This is a genomic window from Brenneria sp. L3-3C-1 (assembly GCF_016456245.1).
In the GTDB taxonomy this organism is placed as follows: Bacteria; Pseudomonadota; Gammaproteobacteria; order Enterobacterales; family Enterobacteriaceae; genus Brenneria.
Genome location: NZ_JAEMHF010000001.1, coordinates 467263 through 488180, shown reverse-complemented (window position 1 = coordinate 488180; position 20918 = coordinate 467263). Strand labels below are relative to the sequence as shown.

The following is a 20918-nucleotide window of genomic DNA, read 5'->3' as shown; positions in this document are numbered from 1 at the left end:
ATCTATCATGGCTGAAGTCATTTTCAATAAGCTGGAAAAAGTTTACTCCAACGGTTTCAAAGCGGTACACGGCATCGATCTGACCATTAAAGACGGCGAATTCATGGTTATCGTCGGCCCTTCAGGCTGCGCGAAATCCACTACGCTGCGGATGCTGGCCGGTCTGGAAACCATCAGCGGAGGCGAAGTGCGTATCGGCGAACGCGTGGTAAACAACCTGGCCCCCAAAGAGCGCGGGATTGCGATGGTGTTCCAGAACTATGCGCTCTACCCGCATATGACGGTAAAAGAGAATCTGGCGTTCGGCCTGAAGCTTAGCAAAATGCCGAAAGCGCAGATTGAAGAGCAAGTTACCGAAGCGTCCAAAATTCTGGAATTGGAAGATCTGATGGATCGTCTGCCGCGCCAGCTTTCCGGCGGCCAGGCGCAGCGCGTCGCGGTGGGCCGCGCCATCGTGAAAAAACCGGATGTTTTCCTGTTTGACGAACCCTTGTCAAACCTGGATGCCAAACTGCGCGCGTCCATGCGTATCCGTATTTCCGACCTGCACAAGCAGTTGAAGAAAAGCGGTAAAGCGGCAACCACCGTGTATGTCACCCACGACCAGACCGAAGCCATGACCATGGGCGATCGTATTTGCGTGATGAAACTGGGTCATATCATGCAGGTGGATACCCCGGATAACCTGTACCACTTCCCGGTAAACATGTTTGTCGCCGGCTTCATCGGCTCTCCGGAAATGAACATCAAACCAAGCAAACTGGTGGAAAATGACGGTCAGATTGGCCTGACCGTCGGGCACTACACGCTGGTATTGAATCAGTCCCAGCAGGATAAGGTTCGCCCTCACGCCGGTCAGGATGTGTTCTTCGGTATCCGTCCGGAATACGTGACCGTTTCCGAAACACCGTTTGAGGCCAACCATTCTCAGGGTGAACTGGTTCGCGTAGAGAACATGGGCCATGAATTCTTTATGTACATAAAAGTTGATGGCTTTGAATTAACCACCCGCGTCCCGTCCGACGAAGCGCGGGTGATTATCAAGAATGGCCTGCACCGTCAGGTGTTCTTCCAATTTGATATGGATAAATGCCATATCTTTGATGCAAAAACAGAAAAAAACATCTCTCTCTAACAGGAGTAGTAACCGATGAAAAAAGCGATCCTACACACGTTGATAGCCTCATCTCTGGCATTATTGGCGGCTCCATCTTTTGCCGCCGATCAGGTTGAATTAAGAATGTCCTGGTGGGGCGGCAATACCCGCCACCAACAAACGCTCAAAGCCATTGAAGAGTTCCATAAGCAGAACCCGAATATCACGGTTAAAGCAGAGTACACCGGTTGGGACGGACACTTGTCCCGTCTGACCACGCAAATTGCCGGTAATACCGAACCTGACGTTATGCAGACCAACTGGAACTGGCTGCCGATTTTCTCTAAAAACGGCGAGGGTTTCTATGATCTGAACAAAGTCAACGATACGCTGGATCTGACGCAATTCGATCCCAAAGAGCTCAGCAGTACCACCGTCAACGGCAAGTTGAACGGCATTCCTATTTCCGTCACCGCCCGGGTGTTCTATTTCAATACTGAAAGCTGGAAAAAAGCCGGTCTGGAATATCCGAAAACCTGGGATGAATTGCTGAATGCCGGCAAGGTGTTTAAAGAAAAACTGGGCGATCAATACTATCCGGTGGTGCTGGAGCATCAGGATTCACTGGCGCTGTTAAACTCCTATATGGTTCAGAAATACAACCTCCCCGCCATTGATGTGAACGCGCAGAAGTTTGCGTATACCGATGCGCAGTGGGTTGAATTCTTCGGCATGTATAAAAAGTTGGTCGATAGCCACGTAATGCCTTCAGCGAAATACTATGCTTCTTTCGGTAAGAGCAACATGTATGAGATGAAGCCGTGGATCAATGGCGAGTGGAGCGGCACCTATATGTGGAACTCGACGATCACCAAATATTCCGACAACCTGCAACCGCCCGCCAAGCTGGAGTTAGGTCACTATCCCATGCTGCCGGAGGCCAAAGACGCCGGCCTGTTCTTTAAACCCGCGCAAATGTTGTCAATCGGCAAATCAAGCAAACATCCTAAAGAAGCGTCTCTGCTGATTAACTTCCTGTTGAACAGCAAAGAAGGCGTTCAGGCGCTGGGACTGGAACGCGGCGTTCCGTTAAGTAAGGCCGCCGTAGCCCAACTGACGGCTGACGGCGTAATTAAAGATGATTCTCCGGCGGTTGCCGGTCTGGCTCAGGCGCTGTCACTGCCGCATAACGTGAGCGTTTCGCCTTACTTTGACGACCCGCAAATCGTTTCTCTGTTTGGCGATGCTATTCAGTCCATCGATTACGGTCAGAAATCCGTTGAAGAAACCGCGAAATACTTCCAGCGTCAATCTGAACGTATTCTAAAACGTGCGATGAAATAAAATACGCTGCAATTTATCAATTAACCAACCTGCCATTAACACGGCAGGTTTTTTATTGTTTTTAGTTTTATTTATTTTAAAACAATGAGTTTATTTTATTTCATTTAAATTGAAACAACCCCACTATCCAACCCGATCGCAATCACAATTTAAAACATCATTTCAATTCTAATTTATCAAACAGACCTGGATCACAAAATACATTTTAATAATAAATACAATAGAACTTGCTCCAAAAAAGAAAAACGCGTCTTTGTATTAAACATCATCCTAACTATATAGGAATTATAACAATGAAATTAAAATTACTCGCTCTGGCTGTCACTTCATTAGTCAGTATTAACGCGATGGCCGTCAATATCGATTATCGCCATGAAATGAAAGATACGCCCAAGAATGATCACCGCGATCGTCTGTTGATGTCTCACCGTTTCGCTAATGGTTTTGGCCTGTCGGTTGAAGCTAAATGGCGCCAATCTTCTGCTGATACCACGCCGAACAAACCTTTTAATGAAACCGTAAGCAACGGTACTGAAGTGGTGGCCAGCTACGTTTACAATTTTGATAAAACTTTTTCTCTTGAACCAGGATTCTCTTTAGATTCAAGCTCTTCATCCAACAACTACCGCCCTTATCTGCGCGGTAAAATCAACATCACCGACGATCTGTCCACTTCGCTGCGCTATCGCCCTTATTACAAACGTAACAGCGGGAATATCGGTAAAACCGATACGCAGGAAAATGGTTATAACCTGACCGGCGTTATCAGTTATAAATTCCTGCAAGACTACCAGATTGATTACGAACTGGATTATAAGAAAGCCAATAAAGCCGGCGCTTACCAATATGATAACGAAACCTATAATTTCGATCATGACGTAAAACTCTCTTATAAGCTGGATAAAAACTGGAAGCCCTATATGGCGGTGGGTAATGTCGCTCAGGACGGCACCAGCGATCATCGCCAAACGCGCTACCGCGTCGGCGTAACTTATAGCTTCTAATCCGCCAACGGTTGTTTTAATGTTTAGACCTTATTAATAACCAGGGATGTTGGAATTAATGTATTAGTCAAGTTAATTTTAACATCCCGTTATTAAGGTAGTCTGTGGTTAGTGAAACAAGTAAGTGAGTATTGTTTTGTGTTAGGTAAATGGCTGTGTCTGAATTACCCTCATCGTATATTAACGTAATTTATTGATTTATTTTTGCGGTTCAGGGTGGTCATTCTCTCTCCGATTCAATGACCGCCCTATTTTTTGTCGCCGCCCCATTCGCCGTAAAAACCCTGGTTGCCGCATCGGCGCCGGGCGCATCCCCGACTGTCGCCTACCGCCATATAACAAACTTATAAAAGAACTGATATCCTGTCGGTGTTTGTCATCATTTTTGAAAAATTGCTCATCTAACTGATAGGGAGAAGTGGAGATGAATTTTCCGCTGCTGTTAAATATTTTGGCGTTTGCCGCACTGCTGCTTTTAGTGGGATACGCCAGCAAAGGCAAGTCATGGAGCCTGGCAAAAAAAGTTTTGCTGGGTCTGGTTATCGGGGTTCTGTTTGGTCTGGCCCTACACCTGATCTACGGCGGCGATAACCCGGTTATCAGCCAATCGGTCGCCTGGTTTAATATCGTCGGCAACGGCTACGTGCAACTGTTGCAGATGATTGTTATGCCGCTGGTATTTGTTTCCATCCTGAACTCGGTCGCCAAGCTGCATAATGCCTCGTCGTTGGGGAAAATCAGCGTATTAACGCTGGCTACCCTGTTATTTACCACGCTGATTGCCGCGCTGGTCGGGGTTTTCGTGACCAATCTGTTCGGGTTGACGGCAACTGGACTGGTGCAGGGCGCGCAGGAAACCGCCCGCTTGTCGGCCATCGAAAATAACTACGCGGGCAAGGTTGCCGATCTGAGCATCCCGCAGATCATTCTTTCCTTTATTCCTAAAAACCCGTTTGCCGAACTGACCGGCGCCAATCCCACGTCGATTATCAGCGTCGTTGTTTTTGCCGTCTTCCTCGGCGTTGCCGCGCTGCAACTGATGAAAGACGACGCCGCCAAAGGCGAGCGGATCCTGGTTGCCATTGATACCTTGCAATCCTGGGTGATGAAACTGGTTCGTCTGGTGATGAAACTGACCCCGTACGGAGTATTGGCGTTAATGACCAAGATGGTGGCCAGCTCCAACCTGCAAGATATCCTCAAGCTAGGGAGCTTTGTGGTGGCGTCTTATCTGGGTCTGGCTATCATGTTCGGCGTTCATGCGCTGATTCTGTCGCTGACCGGCATTAATCCTGCCCGGTTTTTCCGTAAGGTATGGCCGGTGCTGACATTTGCCTTTACCAGCCGTTCCAGCGCCGCCACCATCCCACTGAGCATCGAAGCGCAAACCCGCCGTATCGGCGTACCAGAATCCATCGCCAGCTTTGCCGCCTCATTTGGCACCACTATCGGCCAGAATGGCTGCGCCGGACTTTATCCCGCCATGCTGGCGGTGATGGTCGCTCCGACGGTGGGGATTAATCCGCTCGATCCGGTATGGATTGCCACGCTGGTCGGGATTGTCACCATCAGTTCGGCAGGGGTGGCCGGCGTCGGCGGCGGCGCAACCTTTGCCGCGCTGATCGTTCTGCCGGCAATGGGGCTGCCGGTTACCCTGGTTGCTTTGCTGATTTCTATTGAGCCATTGATTGATATGGGACGTACGGCGTTGAATGTAAGCGGTTCAATGACCGCGGGCACGGTCACCAGTCAGTTATTGAAGCAAACGGATAAAACCGTGTTTGATGCGCAGGAAGAAGCCGAGTTGGCGCATCGATAACATTAAATAAAACGATAAGGCGTCGGTAAGCGATACCCGGGCCTAGCGTACCGAGGGGCCATTATGGGACACATCCTTGTGCCCCACCCTGCGGGCCAGCATAAATGCTGTTCAAATTTGCTCCTGGCAAATTTGTCGGCGGCTTACGCCGCTACGGCCCCTCGCCACGCTCTCCCTAATAACAGGCTTTGTCAATGTCGGTAATGATTTACCGACGCCTCTTACGACTAATTCAATGCGCTATTCAGAAGAATGGCCGTGATTATCCCGGTGGCAGCGGCAATCAACACGTAGTTGCCGTTAATATAAGCCCAGTGCTGCCCGGCAGGCGGTTCACGTAAGCCGCGGACGCGCCAGTCATTCACCCGATAATTATCGCCACGAAAATGCTTGGGCGCCGCCTGGCCTTTTCTGAAATCATTGCCGTTCCACGCAAAGTGGTCCCGTTCGCGGAATTTGGCCGTATTACGCTGTTCACGTGAAGCGGACTTTACGCCATTTTTCCCTTTGTCGCTGTTGTGGTGACCGTTGGAGACATTTCTTTGTTTACCGGTACGCTCACCGCCCTTTTGGTTGTTACCTTGTTGCCATTTCTGGTCTTGCGATCTATTCGGCCCTTCAGCAAAAGTGAGGGGTGAAAAAGAGCTGGTGATCAGAAATAACGACATCGCCAGTGCCAGTGTTTTTTTCGTCATTGCATTTTCCTCGACGCATGTACAGTCTTGTAAACCGGTTAGCAGCAATATCGGTTACAATCTCACGCGGGTGAAGATGGAATAATCTTAATCCCCTGTCATCTGACAATGTTTTACCTAATCCAGGCAAATTCTTAACACTACCCATTAACACTGCATCTATTAACACTATGCGCGCGTGCTTTTCTCCCCCGCTCATTCAGGGTGAGGCGCTTTGGGGACGCAAGGTCTACAACGATGTTTACAGATCATGCTGAAAGCCGCTGTTCTCTGATGAGAAAGCGTCTTCCAGCATGTTTTCAGATATGAGAATGTAGATATAGCAGAAAGTCAGATAAGCCCATGCGCTACGTTATGATGTAGCTATTAATTTCAATTACCGCTGCGGGTTAGTGTCATAAGCCTGACAGCTTTGGAAACCTTTGTTACGGACATGGCCGGTGTCGTCATAGCTGACAAAGTAATTCTGCGCCGTGCCGTCACGATTTTTCAGCAGATAATCGCTACAGGTGCCTGTCGCGTTCACCAGACGTCTTTCCATGCCTCCCGAACCAGCAATCTGAAGAACCTGCTGCTTCGTCATCCCGACCTTAACGTCTTTCACCACCGGTTCATTGACATAACTCTCAGCTTTGTTATAAGTCGAACATCCAGAAAGAAAGACTGCTCCTGCCGCCGCAATACACAACATTAGTCGATTATTTTTCATTGCATTACCTCATGTGAATGGGTCATAGATAAGGCTAGATGGCAAACGGCGTTTTTTCAAATTATAACCCTACCTATAACAAAATTAGATAAGCGCCCGGAACGGCTTCATCCATAGGTAAAACAACTGGCTGCGTGCTTGTTCTTTTTCTTCATGCCAATTAGCTTTACACTCTGGTAATTGGGATAATTATTTCGCAGGATCAATAAGTTCAGAAGGGGGGAGATTATGTCATTACAGCAGGAGATTATCACTGCGCTGGGGGTGAAAAGCGCCATCGACCCGGTGAAAGAAATCCGCGTTAGCGTTGATTTTTTAAAGAATTATCTGAATGCTCACCCGTTTGTGAAATCTCTGGTACTGGGGATCAGCGGTGGTCAGGATTCGACGCTGACCGGCAAACTCTGCCAAACGGCAATTACCGAGATGCGTAATGAAACCAGCGATGACAGCTACCAATTTATCGCCGTCCGTCTGCCTTATGGCGTTCAGGCCGATGAAGCCGACTGCCAGGACGCCATCGCTTTTATTCAACCAGACAGAGTGCTGACGGTTAATATCAAACCGGCGGTGGAGGCCAGCGAAGCCACGCTGAAAGCGATTGGCATCGAGCTTTCCGACTTTGTTAAAGGTAACGAAAAAGCCCGCGAGCGGATGAAAGCCCAGTACAGCATCGCCGGCATGAATGCCGGACTGGTGGTAGGAACCGATCATGCGGCTGAAGCCGTGACCGGCTTTTTCACCAAATACGGCGACGGCGGAACAGATATCAACCCGATATTCCGTCTGAATAAACGTCAGGGGAAAGCGCTGCTGCGGGAACTGGGCTGCCCTGCTCATCTTTATACCAAGGCGCCGACGGCCGATTTGGAAGAAGACCGCCCGTCGCTGCCCGATGAAGTCGCGCTGGGCGTGACTTATGAAAAGATTGATGATTATCTCGAAGGGAAGCAAATTGGCGCGCAAGACGCCGCCATCATTGAAAACTGGTATCGTAAAACCGAGCATAAACGTCGGCCGCCGGTTACCGTTTTCGACGATTTCTGGCGTTAATCCTTCAGTTTTGTGTGGAACGGATGCAGGCAACGGCATCCGTTTTTATTATTTCCGCTCCCTATACCTAAGTCAGACACAACATCATGATCTTGACGCCGCAACGCGCCACACTCGCTGGTTTGCTGGCAATTGTTCTGTGGAGCACCTCCGTCGGGCTGATCCGCAGCCTGACCGAATCACTCGGCACCCTTGGCGGGGCCGCGATGATTTACAGCACCAGCACGCTCTGTCTGTTGCTGTTTTATGGTGTACCCAAAATAACAACGCTGCCCAAAGTCTATCTTCTGGCCGGGGGAACGCTCTTTATCTGCTACGAAATTTTTCTGTCCGTCTCTATCGGACTTGCCAATACCCGTTTACAGGCCATGGAACTCGGCATGATTAACTATTTGTGGCCCAGCCTGACCATCCTGTTCTCCATCTTTATCAACCAGCAAAAAAGCCGCGTCCTACTTTGGGCGGGGCTGGCTCTTTCACTATCCGGTATTGTCTGGATTATGCAGGGGGAAGGCGAATGGTCTCCGCGCATGCTGTGGCAAAACATCCTCACCAATCCGCTGGCTTACGGGCTGGCCTTCTCGGCGGCCATCGCCTGGGCGCTGTATTGCAATATCGCCAAACGTTTCGGCCGCGGGGAAAGCGGCGTGTTAATCTTTTTCCTCATCACCGCCATCGTACTATGGCTGCAATATGCGTTCAGCGCGGAGAACGCCCTGAGCTTCACCATCACCAACGCCATTGAACTGATCTTCATGGGCGTCTCCACCGCCGTCGCCTACTCCGCGTGGGACACCGGCATTCAGCACGGTAATCTGACGTTGCTGGCAACCGCCTCTTATTTTACCCCGGTGATTTCAACGCTTTTGGCCGCACTGTGGCTGAGCATCACCCCTTCGTTCTCTTTCTGGCAGGGCGTCATCATGGTGACGCTGGGATCATTGCTGTGCTGGTTTACTACCCGTCAGAATCGCAGATAAGCCGTTAAATCGATTTCACCGCCCTTGGATCACCTCATCCACGCTGCAATCCCCATCAAGGAAAAAGGCCGCTTGCGCGGCCTTTTGTGTTATCACTTTTACTCTTTGGGAGAGGCGTTCTCTACCCTGCTTTTTAACTTTTGCCCCGGACGGAACGTGACCACACGGCGCGCCGTAATCGGAATATCTTCGCCAGTTTTTGGGTTACGTCCCGGACGTTGGTTCTTGTCTCGCAAATCAAAATTGCCAAAACCCGACAGTTTGACCTGCTCGCCATTTTCCAAAGCGCGACGAACTTCTTCAAAAAACAGCTCGACTAGCTCTTTGGCATCCCGTTTGCTCAGCCCGAGCTTCTCAAACAGGTATTCTGACATTTCAGCTTTAGTAAGCGCCATAGGTTCAATCCCTCAAGGATGCTTGGAATCGCTGTTTTAATGCTGCTACACATTGCGCAACGGTAGCGGCAATTTCCTCTTCTGCCAGTGTACGAGAGGTATCTTGCAAGATCAGGCTGATAGCCAGGCTCTTATACCCTTCCGCTACGCCCTTACCTCGGTACACGTCGAATAAGTTTACGCCAACTAACTGATTTGCGCCAACTTTCTTACACTCGGCTAAAATATCACCAGCGGGAACGTTTTCAGCCACTACCACAGCGATATCACGGCGGTTCGCGGGGAAGCGAGAAATGTTGCTCGCATCAGGCAGCACGCGGTCTGCGACCTTATTCCACAGCAGTTCAAATACCACGGTGCGGCCATTCAAATCCAGCTTACGTTCCAGTTCCGGGTGGATAACCCCAATAAATCCAATGCGTTCCCCGCACAGATAAATAGCAGCACTTTGCCCCGGATGCAATGCCGGATTACCTTCCGCTCTGAACTCAACGGCGGATAATTTACCCGTCAATGCCAGTATCGCTTCCAAATCGCCTTTTAAATCATAGAAGTCAACCGCCTGACGCGCCAGATCCCAATGCTCTTCATAACGACTGCCGGTAATAACCCCCGCCAGCATCACATCCTGACGAATGCCCAGATCGGCGCCGCTGTCCGGTACAAAGCGCAATCCGCTTTCAAACAGGCGCAGGCGGTTTTGCTGGCGGTTCTGGTTATACACCACCGCGCTCAGCAGGCCGCTCCACAGCGACAGACGCATCGCCGACATCTCCGCGGAGATCGGGCTGGGCAGCATTAACGCCTCTTCACCGGGATGGACAAGCGCCTGAATTTTAGGATCGACAAAACTGTAAGTAATTGCTTCCTGATAGCCGCGATCGACCAATAGCGTCTTCACGCGCTTCAGCGGAAGAGAAGCCTCGCGATGAGACGTCATCTTCAACGGCGCCTGAGTGGCGATATTGGGGATATTGTTATAGCCATACAGACGGGCAACTTCTTCCACCAGATCTTCTTCGATTTCCATATCGAAACGCCAACTTGGCGCGGCGGCCTGCCATCCAGCATCGGTCTTTGTTACCTTGCAGCCGAGGCGGCGTAAAATATCATCGACCTGATCGTCGGCAATATGATGACCGAGTAAACGATCGAGTTTTTCACGGCGCAGCGTAATGGTCGCCCGCGCCGGTAAATCCGCCTCGCTGGTTACATTCACCACCGGGCCGGCGCTGCCGCCGCAAATATCGATTAACAGAGCGGTCGCCCGCTCCATCGCCTTAAACTGCAAAGCCGGATCGACGCCGCGCTCATAGCGATGAGAAGCATCGGTATGCAAACCGTAGCGACGCGCACGTCCGGTAATCGACAGCGGATTAAAGTAAGCGCACTCCAGTAAAACATTTCGCGTCTCTTCATTAACGCCTGAATGCTCGCCGCCAAAAATCCCGCCCAGCGCCAGCGCTTTTTGTTTATCCGCGATCACCAGCGTATCGGCGTTCAGCGTCACTTCATTGCCGTCCAGCAGCGTCAACGTTTCGTTATCCTGGGCCATGCGGACCACAATCCCGCCTTCCAGACGGTCGAGATCGAACGCATGCATCGGCTGACCAAGTTCCAGCAACACATAGTTGGTGACATCCACAACCGGATCGATAGTGCGAATGCCGCAGCGGCGCAGTTTTTCACGCATCCATAGCGGCGTAGCGGCTTTGACATTGATGTCTTTGACCACCCGCCCCAGATAACGCGGGCAAGCCTGCGAGGCTTCAACCTGAATCGGGAACCTATCCTCAATGGTGGCCGCAACGGGCTGAATATCAGGCTCTGTCAGCGGTAATTGGTTCAGCACGGCCACATCGCGGGCAACGCCGATGATGCCCAGACAATCGGCGCGGTTCGGCGTGACGCTGATATCAATAGCGTTGTCGTCCAGTTGCAGGTACTGACGAATATCCGTCCCGATCGGCGCATCCAGCGGCAGTTCGATGATGCCGCTATGATCGTCGGAAATACCCAGTTCAGAAAATGAACACAGCATCCCTTCGGACGGCTCGCCACGCAGTTTGGCGGCTTTGATTTTGAAATCGCCAGGCAATACCGCGCCGATGGTCGCCACCGCCACTTTTAGCCCCTGCCGACAGTTCGGCGCGCCGCACACGATGTCCAGCAGGCGCTCGCCGCCCACGTTGACTTTCGTTACGCGCAATTTATCGGCGTTCGGGTGTTGTCCGCACTCGACCACTTCGCCGACCACCACGCCGTGGAACGCGCCGGCAACCGGTTCGACGCCGTCGACTTCCAGACCGGCCATAGTGATTTGTTCAGATAATGTATCGCTGTCTACCGCCGGGTTTACCCACTCGCGCAACCAGAGCTCACTGAATTTCATGATGATATTCCCGCCTTACTTAAACTGTTTGAGGAAACGCAGATCGTTTTCGAAGAATGCGCGCAAATCGGTTACGCCGTAACGCAGCATGGTCAAGCGCTCCATGCCCATGCCGAATGCAAAGCCGGAGTAAACCTCAGGATCGATACCCACATTGCGCAGCACATTCGGGTGCACCATGCCGCAACCCAGCACTTCCAGCCACTTGCCGTTTTTCCCCATCACGTCCACTTCAGCGGACGGTTCGGTAAACGGAAAGTAGGAAGGACGGAAACGAACCTGTAAATCTTCCTCGAAAAAGTTACGCAGAAAATCATGCAGCGTCCCTTTCAGGTTGGTAAAGCTGATGTTTTTATCAACAATCAGCCCTTCCATCTGATGGAACATCGGCGTATGGGTCTGATCGTAATCATTGCGATATACGCGACCAGGGGCAATGATGCGGATCGGCGGCTTCTGTTGCTCCATGGTGCGAATTTGCACGCCGGAAGTTTGCGTACGCAGCAGGCGTTGCGCATCAAACCAGAATGTATCGTGATCGGCGCGCGCCGGGTGATGCCCGGGGATATTCAACGCATCGAAGTTATGATAATCATCCTCGATTTCCGGCCCCGTCGCCACGGAGAACCCCAACTCGCCGAAAAAGGTTTCAATGCGATCGATCGTGCGGGTCACCGGATGCAGGCCACCGTTCTCACTGGTGCGTCCCGGCAGCGAGACGTCGATGGTTTCCTCAGCCAGACGGGCGTTCAACTCAGCCGCCTCCAGCGCCTGCTTACGCGCATTCAGCGTGTCCTGCACCTCCTGCTTGGCCTGGTTAATAACGGCGCCGGCCGCAGGGCGCTCTTCCGCCGGCAGCTCGCGCAGCGTGGTCATCTGAAGGGTTAAGTGACCTTTTTTGCCAAGATACTCAACGCGCACGTTATCCAGTGCGCTGATATCCCCGGCCTCTTCTATGGCTGTTCTGGCTTTGGCAACCAGTTCTGCGAGATGTGGCATTGCATTCCTCTTCTTCTGCCTGTACGGCCAAATGTCATGATTGGAAAATGTCATATCAATAGCGCGTCATGCTTGCCCGCGCATTGAAAAATTACGTCGTATTAAACAAAAAAGCCTCCCTGAGGGAGGCTTAGGCGCTACTTTTCGTTTCTTTTCTTACGCGCAAAGCCCCCCGGAGTTCAGGCGCTAAAGTAAAAAAAGAAACGGAAAATAGCAGTATGCATACTTGCGTTACCTTGTCGTTATTGGAAAACGGAAAAACAAAACAACGTTATTGAAAAATGAGATACCAAAAATGTCAACAGCAACACTTATTGCGCTGAACGCCAAGCGGGTCAAAACGAAAAGAGGGAGCCAAGCTCCCTCTCTTCACTGACTTACGCCAGCGCTGCTTTCGCTTTTTCAACCAGTGCGCTGAATGCGACTTTGTCGAATACGGCGATATCAGCCAGGATCTTACGGTCGATTTCAACAGAGGCTTTTTTCAGGCCATTGATGAATTTGCTGTAAGACAAGCCATTCTGACGGGCTGCTGCGTTGATACGTGCAATCCACAGCTGACGGAATTGACGTTTACGTTGACGACGGTCGCGGTAAGCGTATTGACCAGCTTTGATTACTGCCTGGAAGGCAACACGATAAACGCGCGAACGGGCACCATAGTAACCTTTCGCTTGTTTCAGTATTTTTTTGTGACGTGCACGAGCAACCACACCACGTTTTACGCGAGCCATATGCTCTCTCCTAAAGTCTTATTCTAAATTCAAAAAAGGTTACTTATGCGTACGGCAAACAGGCGATGACCAGACCCAGATCCCCTTTGGAGACCAGACCTTTCGGACGCAGATGACGTTTACGTTTAGTCGCTTTTTTGGTCAGAATATGACGCAGGTTAGCATGCTTACGCTTAAAACCACCGTTGGCGGTTTTTTTGAAGCGTTTAGCGGCGCCACGTACTGTTTTGATCTTTGGCATGTTAATTTCCACTTCGCATTGTTAATTACAACGAATCAGATAAGGCGAACAAAACCCGCACGGCGCGAACGCGGCGCGGGTTCAGCTACTTGAATGCCTTACTGTTTCTTCTTAGGTGCGAGCACCATGATCATCTGGCGGCCTTCAATCTTCGATGGGAAGGATTCAACCACTGCCAGTTCACTCAGATCGTCACGAACGCGGTTAAGCATTTCGATGCCAATCTGCTGGTGCGCCATTTCACGACCGCGAAAACGCAGCGTGATTTTGGCTTTATCGCCGTCTTCCAGAAAGCGAATCAGGTTGCGTAGTTTGACCTGATAGTCGCCATCATCGGTACCAGGCCGGAATTTAATTTCCTTAACCTGAATGACTTTTTGCTTCTTCTTCTGTTCCTTTGTAGCCTTACTCTTCTCATAGAGGAACTTGCCGTAATCCATGATTCGGCAAACCGGCGGCTCGGCGTTAGGACTGATTTCAACTAAATCAACACCTGCTTCCTCGGCTTTTTCTAATGCTTCATTCAGACTGACAATGCCAAGCTGTTCGCCTTCGACGCCTGTCAGGCGTACCTCATGTGCGCGAATTTCTCTGTTGATGCGATTAGGACGCGCCGGTTGAACTCGTTTTCCGCCTTTAATACCTTATTCCTCCAATTGATGAAGACTACGGCTGCGAATCTCTTGTTGCAGCTTATTAATAACGTCACTGACATCAAGGCTCCCCAGGTCTTTACCGCGACGGGTACGGACAGCAACTTTGCCTGCCTCAACCTCTTTATCGCCACAGACCAGCATATAGGGAACACGCCGTAAAGTGTGCTCGCGGATTTTAAAGCCTATCTTCTCATTTCTCAAGTCTGCTTTTACGCGAATGCCTGCTTCTTGCAGTTTTCTGGTCAATTCGCTGACATAATCAGACTGGCTATCGGTGATATTCATGATCACCGCTTGTACCGGGGCCAACCAGGTTGGGAAGAAACCGGCGAATTCTTCGGTAAGGATACCGATGAAACGCTCCATTGATCCCAGAATGGCCCGATGAATCATTACCGGTACCTGACGTTCGTTACTTTCACCCACATAGGAAGCATTCAGGCGACCCGGTAGTGAAAAGTCGAGTTGCACCGTACCACACTGCCAGGCGCGATCCAAACAATCATGTAAGGTAAATTCAATTTTTGGTCCGTAGAACGCCCCTTCGCCCGGCTGATATTCAAATGGAATATCATTTTCGGTCAATGCGGCGGCCAGATCTTCTTCGGCGCGATCCCACATTTCATCGCTGCCGATACGTTTTTCAGGACGGGTAGACAGTTTCACCACGATTTTTTCAAAACCGAAAGTGCCGTACATATCGTACACCATCTTGATGCAGCTATTCACTTCCTCACGGACCTGTTCTTCCGTGCAGAAGATATGCGCATCATCCTGCGTAAAGCCGCGAACGCGCATCAAACCATGTAATGAACCCGACGGTTCATTACGATGGCAACTGCCGAACTCAGCCATCCGCAGCGGCAGATCGCGATAAGATTTCAATCCCTGATTGAAAATCTGCACGTGCCCCGGGCAGTTCATCGGCTTGATGCAATATTCCCGGTTTTCCGACGAGGTGGTAAACATCGCTTCTTTGTAGTTGTCCCAGTGCCCGGTTTTTTCCCACAGCACGCGGTCCATCATGAACGGGCCTTTAACTTCCTGATACTGATATGCCTTCAGCTTCATGCGCACAAACGCTTCAAGCTCGCGGAAGATAGTCCAGCCATCATTGTGCCAGAACACCATTCCCGGCGCTTCTTCCTGCATATGGTAAAGATCGAGCTGCTTGCCAATCTTGCGGTGATCGCGTTTGGCGGCTTCTTCAATACGTTGCAGATAGGCGTTGAGCTGTTTTTTATCCGCCCAAGCCGTGCCGTAAATACGTTGCAGCATTTTGTTGCTGCTGTCGCCGCGCCAGTAGGCGCCGGACGTTTTCTGCAATTTAAAATGGTGGCAGAAACGCATATTCGGTACGTGCGGGCCACGGCACATATCGACATATTCCTGGTGATGATACAACCCAGGACGGTCGTCATGACTGATGTTTTCGTCCAGAATGGCGATTTTATAGGTCTCGCCGCGGGCGGCAAAGGTGTCGCGCGCTTCCTGCCAACTGACTTTCTTTTTAATCACGTTATAGTCGGTATCGGCAAGCTCATGCATACGCTTTTCAAGCAGATCGATATCTTCCTGCGTCAGGGTGCGATCGATATCCACATCATAATAGAAACCGTTATCGATGACCGGACCAATCGCCATCCGGGTATCAGGCCACAACTGCTTGATGGCATGACCCAGCAAGTGAGCGCAGGAGTGACGAATAATCTCCAGACCCGCTTCATCTTTGGCGGTAATAATCGCCAACTGGGCGTCGGTTTCGATTTTGTCGCTGGCGTCGACCAATTCGCCGTTCACGCGGCCGGCGATACAGGCTTTTGCCAGTCCGGGACCGATATCAAGGGCGACATCAAGGGGAGAAACGGCGTGGTCGTAGTGACGCTGACTTCCATCAGGAAGGGTAATAACAGGCATTATAATTCCCTTATTTGCAGTGGTGACCCACACGAAAGATCACATGCAAAAAACAATTTCTTTAATTTCAGATGATTGCATGTCAAATCAGACCCACAATGTCAGATTGGCAAGCAAGTTGGCACACGGTTTCGTTTGATGTGCACACATTCGCCTAAAAAGGCAGTCAGGATAATATCACTAAATAATCCAAGGATAAACGAACACATGCCGTTTGGAATAGCCATCATATTAGCCACAATAAAAATGCGTCATTAGCGCAAATTTGTTAATTGGCACACTGAATTCAAAAAGATGAAACGCTATTCTAATCGAGTATCAATGCGTCATTTATTAACTATACACCGTTACTATATCTATCATTCAGAAAGGAAATGAAGCATGAAAATGAAATTTTTACCCATCGTTCTCGTGGGTTTCGTTGCCGTTACTGCTTTTGCCGCAGAAAGCGTGATTAAGGATGGCACCTATAAAGCCGAGGCCATCGACTTTGATGCGCACGGATGGAAACCCTTTCTGGATCTGACATATAAGGATGGGAAAATCACTGAGGTCAAATTTGACTATACCAGTGAAAAAGACGGTCGCCTGAAAACCAGCGACAACGAATACATCAAGAAAATGGCCGCCACGACGGGCACATCACCGGATATCTATACGGTAAAACTCTCACAAAGCCTGTTGGCAACGCAGAATATCGACGCTGTCGATGGCGTAACGGGAGCAACGCACTCGACGGAAGACTTTAAAATACTTGCCGGCGCGGCAATAGAGAACGCTAAAGCGGGTAATTTAGAGACGGCTAAAATCGAATAAACTTTTATCGTTCCATGCGGCAGCAAAGTCGCATTTTCCTGTACCGCCTGAAGGCGCAAGATAATCCGCTTTGCTGCATATTACACCCTCTTTACGTATTCTTTCCGGCCGTCATTAACGTTCTGGAATGACGTTTTTAAAGTCAAGCACCGCATCATCCTGCGCCTGCAAATCGGCGGTATCTTCCTTTGCACGTTGTGGCACTAACATATTCAGCAAATCCAGCTGTTGCCGTTGTTGTTCAACGATCTCCTGCAACAGTTTGATTTGCTCATTCGCTCTGACGCTGGCCCGGTTAATAAAAAACCAGACCAGTAGAACCAGAAGCGCAATGAGTGCAATAAAAATCATCTCTAATGTATTCACAGCTATGCCACTCATAACAATTTGCCAGATAACAACTCACGGGCTCTCATCTTAGCATCAAGCCGAAGGTAAGTTCGATACTCTGCAATGCAGCCTGACGCCCGCGACCATCGCTGCGCCGTGGCGCGGTTTTTTACAGCGTGCGCGACATCGCGCAGGACAGCAGGCCGCCATAAAAAAACCTGTCGCAAGGACAGGCTTATATGCAGACATGTCTTAATATCAGAAAGGGTAATCGTGATAGCCCATTTGTTCAGAGATATTTCTGGCGGCGGTATGCAACATGCCGACATATCCGAGTTTATTTTCTTCAGAAAAACGAATGGTCGGGAATGAAATACTTAACCCCGCGATAACGACGCCGAAACGGTCAAAAACAGGAACCCCGATGCAGCGTAACCCTTCTTCCTGTTCTTCATTATCCTCACCGTATCCCTGTTCACGAACCACATCCAACTGCGTCAGCAGATCTTCGGCAGTGCAAAGGGTATTCGGCGTGCTGCGCGTAAACTCGACGGTAGATAGAATATCCTTGACTTCCCCGCTATCGCGCCACGCCAGCAACACTTTACCAATGGCCGTACTATACAATGGATTACGGCGACCAATGCGGGAATACATACGCAGGTTATACATCGAATCAATCTTGTGGATATAGACGATGCTGTCTTCATCCAGTGCGCCGAGGTGAATGGTTTCCCGGGTAAGCGCGGAGAGCTCCCGCATTTGGATATCCGCGCTGCGGATTAAATCGACGTTCTGCAAAGCTTTCGCGCCGAGCTCAAACAATTTCAGCGTCAGCGAATATTTCTCTGATTCGCCTTCCTGCGCCACATAGCCCAGGGATTTCATCGTCTGCAAGAAACGGTACACGGTACTTTTAGACATCATCACGCGCTGCGAGAGTTCGGTAATACCGATTTCACGCTCTTCGCCTAATGCCTGCAAAATACCAAAAACCTTTAAAACGGACGACACGGAATCGGGTTGTTTATCTAAATCTGCAATAGCCATTTTTGTGGTTACCCTACTCAGTTTTCTTGTTTTAAAAAAAATAGAACAATGGTTTTAGTATAAAGGGAACTCGTTGATGATGGCAATGGAACAACGACGATAATCAAGCAACTTTGATAAATATCAGGGTAAAAAAAATTTACTAATTAATAGGTAAGTTAATTCGTGGTCATAAACTGCGCCGTGTAATGACGCAGTTTATTCACGTAAATTACTGCCAGACGGAATCCGGCACTTTAGCCAGATAAAGCGCCGGTTTACCATCGACATCGGACGTAAACAGAATGTGTTTATTATCCGGCGTGAAGGAAGGATGCGGGTGAGTGACCTGACGGTCTCCTTCTAATACCGCCCAGGAGGTATTGTGCTGCGCAACACGGTACTGTTTGCCGCTGTGCATATTAAATACGTACAGGAAAGGATCGTTTTCAATCTTATAACCGCTATCATCCTGCACATCAACCGGTGCATCAGAACCATCGCCGACCAGCAATGAGCCGTCAAAATTGCTCATCAGGTGAGAACAGGCCGGCATAACCATTAACTGACGGTTTTCCAGCGTAACCGGATCAACCCGGCAGATATACCGGTTCGGATCGCCTTTGTGGTAAGACACATAGATCATCGCCGAACCGTCTGGCACCCAGAATTCATGGGTGCAACTCTCGCCTTGCGCATGTGCTTTTACTTTACGCATGTTGCTGCCGTCTTCATTAATGAACCACATCCGGGCGTCCACCCGATCGTGCGGGCCTTCATGACAGAAAGCTACGGTATTATCATCCCCGGGGCGATAAATCGGATGGCCCAGCCATTGGTTTTCCTGAAGTATGGTTTGCGCTTTACCGGTTGCCAGATCGACCCGGATCAGGCGGCAACAGGGATTGGTAAAATAGAATTCCTGGAATTTTTTCCAGTCCGTCAACGGCCGCCAATCTTCTTTTTTAATTTCAATGCCGACCATTTTAGTACAATCGGAATTCGCCACCCAGGTACCGTAACCCACCCAATCATCAGGAACCTGGTAAATCATTTTCTCTTCCAGCGTTTCCAGATCGACACGCATCAGATTACGTACATTTTTTACGTAATACAGCGCATCGTCGTCAGGGGAGAGGAAACCGCCAAAGGTATTATCGCCCTTGCCTTCGGTTAACTGCGTTGCCTGCTGCGTTTCCAGATCCAGCAGGTAATAGTTCCACGGGCCATCAAAAGCGCCGCCAAACAGCAACTTGCTTCCATCGTTGGTGAAACATTTCTGATAAAAATAATTGCGGTGGCAGATAACATCGGGCGGAGTCAGCCGTACAACGTCTGTGCCGGTTGCCGAATCCTGATAGGTATGAAACGCGAGGGAGAGCTTGTTGCCTTTGGCCATTCCGTAAATCCTTAGAACCGATCGTGAAAAGTCTGACGCCGTGCGCGCATACCATGATGTCGCTTATCATTGCGATCATCTAAAACTCCACCTTCCTGGCTCACGCGATAACGCCGGTCACCCAACATTATAGAAACAATGTTTCAATTTTCCGTGATCGCGATTTTGTTTTATGAAACATTCCGGTATTTAGATCGGCGCTTTCTGATTTAATGACATTGTTATTGTTGAGGCAAAAAAAAAGCCGCGCAGGACATTAACGGGAAACAGAAATGACCAAGGCCCGTTAAGGGCCTTGGGGGAAACAGACTTGAACGGTTATTTCAGGTAGGCGCCGGAACGCAGAGCTTCGATCCGTTTATCCAACGGAGGATGCGACATAAACAACTCGCTGAACGACTTGGATTTACCGTTAATACAGAAGGCCAGCATGCTGCTCTCTTCCTGTGGTTCATAACTGGTTTTCAGCCGTTGCAACGCGGCAATCATTTTTTCACGCCCTACCAGTTTCGCCGACCCCGCATCCGCATGGAATTCACGGTAGCGAGAGAACCACATGGTAATAATGCTGGCAAGAATACCAAACACCAATTCCAGCACCGTGGCAACGGCAAAGTAGACGAGCGGATTACCGCTTCCCTGGCCTTCATCCCGATTCCCGGACAGAAAGCCGGAAGCGACCTGAGCAATCAGGCGGGAAATAAAGATAACAAAGGTATTCACTACGCCCTGGATTAACGTCATGGTGACCATATCGCCATTAGCCACATGGCTGATTTCATGAGCAATGACCGCTTCTGCTTCATCACGGCTCATATTTTGCAACAGCCCGGTGCTGACAGCGACCAGCGATGCGTCACGCCGCGCCCCGGTGGCGAAAGCGTTAATATCCGGCGCATGATAAATCGCCACCTGGGGCATCACGATACCCGCCTGCTGAGACTGCGAACGGACGGTTTCCAGCAACCAACGTTCTGTTTCGTTACGTGGTTGTTCAATCACTTCCCCACCAACAGATCGTAATGCCATCCATTTAGACATCAGCAGTGACACAAACGCACCGCCAAAGCCGAACAGCCCAGCCATAATCATTAAACCCTGGACACTGCTGGATTGAATTCCCGTCAGGCTGAGTACCAGCCCGAAAACCAACATCACCGCCAGGTTGGTGATCAGGAAAAGCGCAATACGCATCATAGAAGTTTGATTTCCTCTCGCAGAAAAATAAAGTTTGCAACAATCCATATCGTATGGGCTGCGGCGCCATTTTCAAGCATTCTTAACTTTTCAGTTACTAAATCCACATAACT

General features: G+C 49.9%; 21 protein-coding genes and 1 other annotated feature. Of the genes, 7 read left to right on the top strand and 14 right to left on the bottom strand.

The features are described 5' to 3' along the window. Positions 1-7: 7 nt before the first annotated feature. The 4 genes from JG725_RS02185 to JG725_RS02170 all read left to right on the top strand — a co-directional run bounded on the left by JG725_RS02185 (position 8) and on the right by JG725_RS02170 (position 5263). Positions 8-1135, top strand: a complete 1128-nt coding sequence (locus tag JG725_RS02185) for an ABC transporter ATP-binding protein (RefSeq protein ID WP_172287812.1) — start codon at positions 8-10, stop codon at positions 1133-1135. A gap of 15 nt (positions 1136-1150) precedes the next feature. Continuing rightward, entirely contained in the window at positions 1151-2440 is a 1290-nt protein-coding gene (locus tag JG725_RS02180) for an ABC transporter substrate-binding protein (protein ID WP_172287813.1), read from the top strand. Between the two features lie 293 nt (positions 2441-2733). Continuing rightward, positions 2734-3444, top strand: coding sequence for an oligogalacturonate-specific porin KdgM family protein (locus JG725_RS02175; protein ID WP_199376373.1), 711 nt, complete (start codon positions 2734-2736; stop codon positions 3442-3444). 424 nt (positions 3445-3868) lie between these two features. After that, positions 3869-5263 (top strand): L-cystine transporter, encoded by a 1395-nt coding sequence (locus JG725_RS02170; RefSeq protein ID WP_172287816.1) that lies wholly within the window; start codon positions 3869-3871, stop codon positions 5261-5263. A gap of 227 nt (positions 5264-5490) precedes the next feature. On the opposite strand, the gene JG725_RS02165 is transcribed toward JG725_RS02170, so the two are convergent. Then, positions 5491-5958: an RcnB family protein gene (locus JG725_RS02165; RefSeq protein WP_199376371.1), complete on the bottom strand. Its 468-nt coding sequence runs from the start codon at positions 5956-5958 to the stop codon at positions 5491-5493. 376 nt (positions 5959-6334) lie between these two features. Continuing rightward, entirely contained in the window at positions 6335-6667 is a 333-nt protein-coding gene (osmE, locus tag JG725_RS02160) for an osmotically-inducible lipoprotein OsmE (RefSeq protein ID WP_172287819.1), read from the bottom strand. A 228-nt stretch (positions 6668-6895) separates the two neighbouring features. Here osmE and nadE point away from each other — a divergent pair, with 228 nt between their 5' ends. Then, positions 6896-7720 (top strand): ammonia-dependent NAD(+) synthetase, encoded by an 825-nt coding sequence (nadE, locus tag JG725_RS02155; protein ID WP_172287821.1) that lies wholly within the window; start codon positions 6896-6898, stop codon positions 7718-7720. 92 nt (positions 7721-7812) lie between these two features. Further along, positions 7813-8700, top strand: a complete 888-nt coding sequence (gene yddG / locus JG725_RS02150) for an aromatic amino acid DMT transporter YddG (protein WP_199377190.1) — start codon at positions 7813-7815, stop codon at positions 8698-8700. Positions 8701-8798: 98 nt separating this feature from the next. Here yddG and ihfA read toward each other — a convergent pair whose 3' ends face one another. The 8 genes from ihfA to thrS all read right to left on the bottom strand — a co-directional run bounded on the left by ihfA (position 8799) and on the right by thrS (position 16034). Beyond that, entirely contained in the window at positions 8799-9095 is a 297-nt protein-coding gene (gene ihfA, locus JG725_RS02145) for an integration host factor subunit alpha (RefSeq protein ID WP_009112984.1), read from the bottom strand. Positions 9096-9099: 4 nt separating this feature from the next. Continuing rightward, positions 9100-11487 carry a phenylalanine--tRNA ligase subunit beta gene (pheT, locus tag JG725_RS02140; protein WP_199376369.1) on the bottom strand — a complete coding sequence of 796 codons (2388 nt, stop codon included), beginning with the start codon at positions 11485-11487 and terminating at the stop codon, positions 9100-9102. 15 nt (positions 11488-11502) lie between these two features. Beyond that, entirely contained in the window at positions 11503-12486 is a 984-nt protein-coding gene (gene pheS / locus JG725_RS02135; protein WP_199376368.1) for a phenylalanine--tRNA ligase subunit alpha, read from the bottom strand. 104 nt (positions 12487-12590) lie between these two features. Continuing rightward, positions 12591-12716 (bottom strand) — a sequence feature (Phe leader region). Then, positions 12666-12710 (bottom strand): pheST operon leader peptide PheM, encoded by a 45-nt coding sequence (gene pheM, locus JG725_RS02130; protein ID WP_121514181.1) that lies wholly within the window; start codon positions 12708-12710, stop codon positions 12666-12668. Its footprint overlaps the feature before it by 45 nt. A 147-nt stretch (positions 12717-12863) precedes the next feature. Next, positions 12864-13220, bottom strand: coding sequence for a 50S ribosomal protein L20 (rplT, locus tag JG725_RS02125; protein ID WP_009112987.1), 357 nt, complete (start codon positions 13218-13220; stop codon positions 12864-12866). 43 nt (positions 13221-13263) lie between these two features. Further along, positions 13264-13461, bottom strand: a complete 198-nt coding sequence (gene rpmI / locus JG725_RS02120; protein ID WP_009112988.1) for a 50S ribosomal protein L35 — start codon at positions 13459-13461, stop codon at positions 13264-13266. A gap of 98 nt (positions 13462-13559) precedes the next feature. Further along, positions 13560-14102 (bottom strand): translation initiation factor IF-3, encoded by a 543-nt coding sequence (gene infC, locus JG725_RS02115; RefSeq protein WP_113866144.1) that lies wholly within the window; start codon positions 14100-14102, stop codon positions 13560-13562. Positions 14103-14105: 3 nt separating this feature from the next. Then, positions 14106-16034: a threonine--tRNA ligase gene (gene thrS, locus JG725_RS02110; RefSeq protein WP_199376366.1), complete on the bottom strand. Its 1929-nt coding sequence runs from the start codon at positions 16032-16034 to the stop codon at positions 14106-14108. Positions 16035-16415: 381 nt separating this feature from the next. On the opposite strand from thrS, the gene JG725_RS02105 reads away from it, so the two are divergent. Next, positions 16416-16850 (top strand): FMN-binding protein, encoded by a 435-nt coding sequence (locus JG725_RS02105; protein WP_172287828.1) that lies wholly within the window; start codon positions 16416-16418, stop codon positions 16848-16850. A gap of 114 nt (positions 16851-16964) precedes the next feature. Here the strand turns inward: JG725_RS02105 and JG725_RS02100 are convergent, their stop codons facing one another. The 4 genes from JG725_RS02100 to htpX form a co-directional block, all read right to left on the bottom strand. After that, entirely contained in the window at positions 16965-17231 is a 267-nt protein-coding gene (locus JG725_RS02100) for a YebO family protein (protein ID WP_172287829.1), read from the bottom strand. 207 nt (positions 17232-17438) lie between these two features. Beyond that, positions 17439-18230 carry a DNA-binding transcriptional regulator KdgR gene (kdgR, locus tag JG725_RS02095; RefSeq protein ID WP_172287831.1) on the bottom strand — a complete coding sequence of 264 codons (792 nt, stop codon included), beginning with the start codon at positions 18228-18230 and terminating at the stop codon, positions 17439-17441. A 211-nt stretch (positions 18231-18441) separates the two neighbouring features. Then, on the bottom strand, positions 18442-19608 hold the full coding sequence (ogl, locus tag JG725_RS02090; RefSeq protein WP_199376364.1) for an oligogalacturonate lyase: 1167 nt from the start codon (positions 19606-19608) through the stop codon (positions 18442-18444). Between the two features lie 318 nt (positions 19609-19926). Continuing rightward, positions 19927-20805: a protease HtpX gene (gene htpX, locus JG725_RS02085; protein WP_172287834.1), complete on the bottom strand. Its 879-nt coding sequence runs from the start codon at positions 20803-20805 to the stop codon at positions 19927-19929. Between the last annotated feature and the right edge of the window lie 113 nt (positions 20806-20918).

Excerpts from the sequence above, each read along its gene's own strand:
- JG725_RS02185 (WP_172287812.1), top strand. The coding sequence starts at position 8 with ATGGCTGAAGTCATTTTCAATAAGCTGGAAAAAGTTTACTCCAACGGT.
- JG725_RS02180 (WP_172287813.1), top strand. The coding sequence starts at position 1,151 with ATGAAAAAAGCGATCCTACACACGTTGATAGCCTCATCTCTGGCATTA.
- JG725_RS02175 (WP_199376373.1), top strand. The coding sequence starts at position 2,734 with ATGAAATTAAAATTACTCGCTCTGGCTGTCACTTCATTAGTCAGTATT.
- JG725_RS02170 (WP_172287816.1), top strand. The coding sequence starts at position 3,869 with ATGAATTTTCCGCTGCTGTTAAATATTTTGGCGTTTGCCGCACTGCTG.
- JG725_RS02165 (WP_199376371.1), bottom strand. The coding sequence starts at position 5,958 with ATGACGAAAAAAACACTGGCACTGGCGATGTCGTTATTTCTGATCACC.
- osmE (WP_172287819.1), bottom strand. The coding sequence starts at position 6,667 with ATGAAAAATAATCGACTAATGTTGTGTATTGCGGCGGCAGGAGCAGTC.
- nadE (WP_172287821.1), top strand. The coding sequence starts at position 6,896 with ATGTCATTACAGCAGGAGATTATCACTGCGCTGGGGGTGAAAAGCGCC.
- ihfA (WP_009112984.1), bottom strand. The coding sequence starts at position 9,095 with ATGGCGCTTACTAAAGCTGAAATGTCAGAATACCTGTTTGAGAAGCTC.
- pheT (WP_199376369.1), bottom strand. The coding sequence starts at position 11,487 with ATGAAATTCAGTGAGCTCTGGTTGCGCGAGTGGGTAAACCCGGCGGTA.
- pheS (WP_199376368.1), bottom strand. The coding sequence starts at position 12,486 with ATGCCACATCTCGCAGAACTGGTTGCCAAAGCCAGAACAGCCATAGAA.
- rplT (WP_009112987.1), bottom strand. The coding sequence starts at position 13,220 with ATGGCTCGCGTAAAACGTGGTGTGGTTGCTCGTGCACGTCACAAAAAA.
- rpmI (WP_009112988.1), bottom strand. The coding sequence starts at position 13,461 with ATGCCAAAGATCAAAACAGTACGTGGCGCCGCTAAACGCTTCAAAAAA.
- thrS (WP_199376366.1), bottom strand. The coding sequence starts at position 16,034 with ATGCCTGTTATTACCCTTCCTGATGGAAGTCAGCGTCACTACGACCAC.
- JG725_RS02105 (WP_172287828.1), top strand. The coding sequence starts at position 16,416 with ATGAAAATGAAATTTTTACCCATCGTTCTCGTGGGTTTCGTTGCCGTT.
- JG725_RS02100 (WP_172287829.1), bottom strand. The coding sequence starts at position 17,231 with ATGAGTGGCATAGCTGTGAATACATTAGAGATGATTTTTATTGCACTC.
- kdgR (WP_172287831.1), bottom strand. The coding sequence starts at position 18,230 with ATGGCTATTGCAGATTTAGATAAACAACCCGATTCCGTGTCGTCCGTT.
- ogl (WP_199376364.1), bottom strand. The coding sequence starts at position 19,608 with ATGGCCAAAGGCAACAAGCTCTCCCTCGCGTTTCATACCTATCAGGAT.
- htpX (WP_172287834.1), bottom strand. The coding sequence starts at position 20,805 with ATGATGCGTATTGCGCTTTTCCTGATCACCAACCTGGCGGTGATGTTG.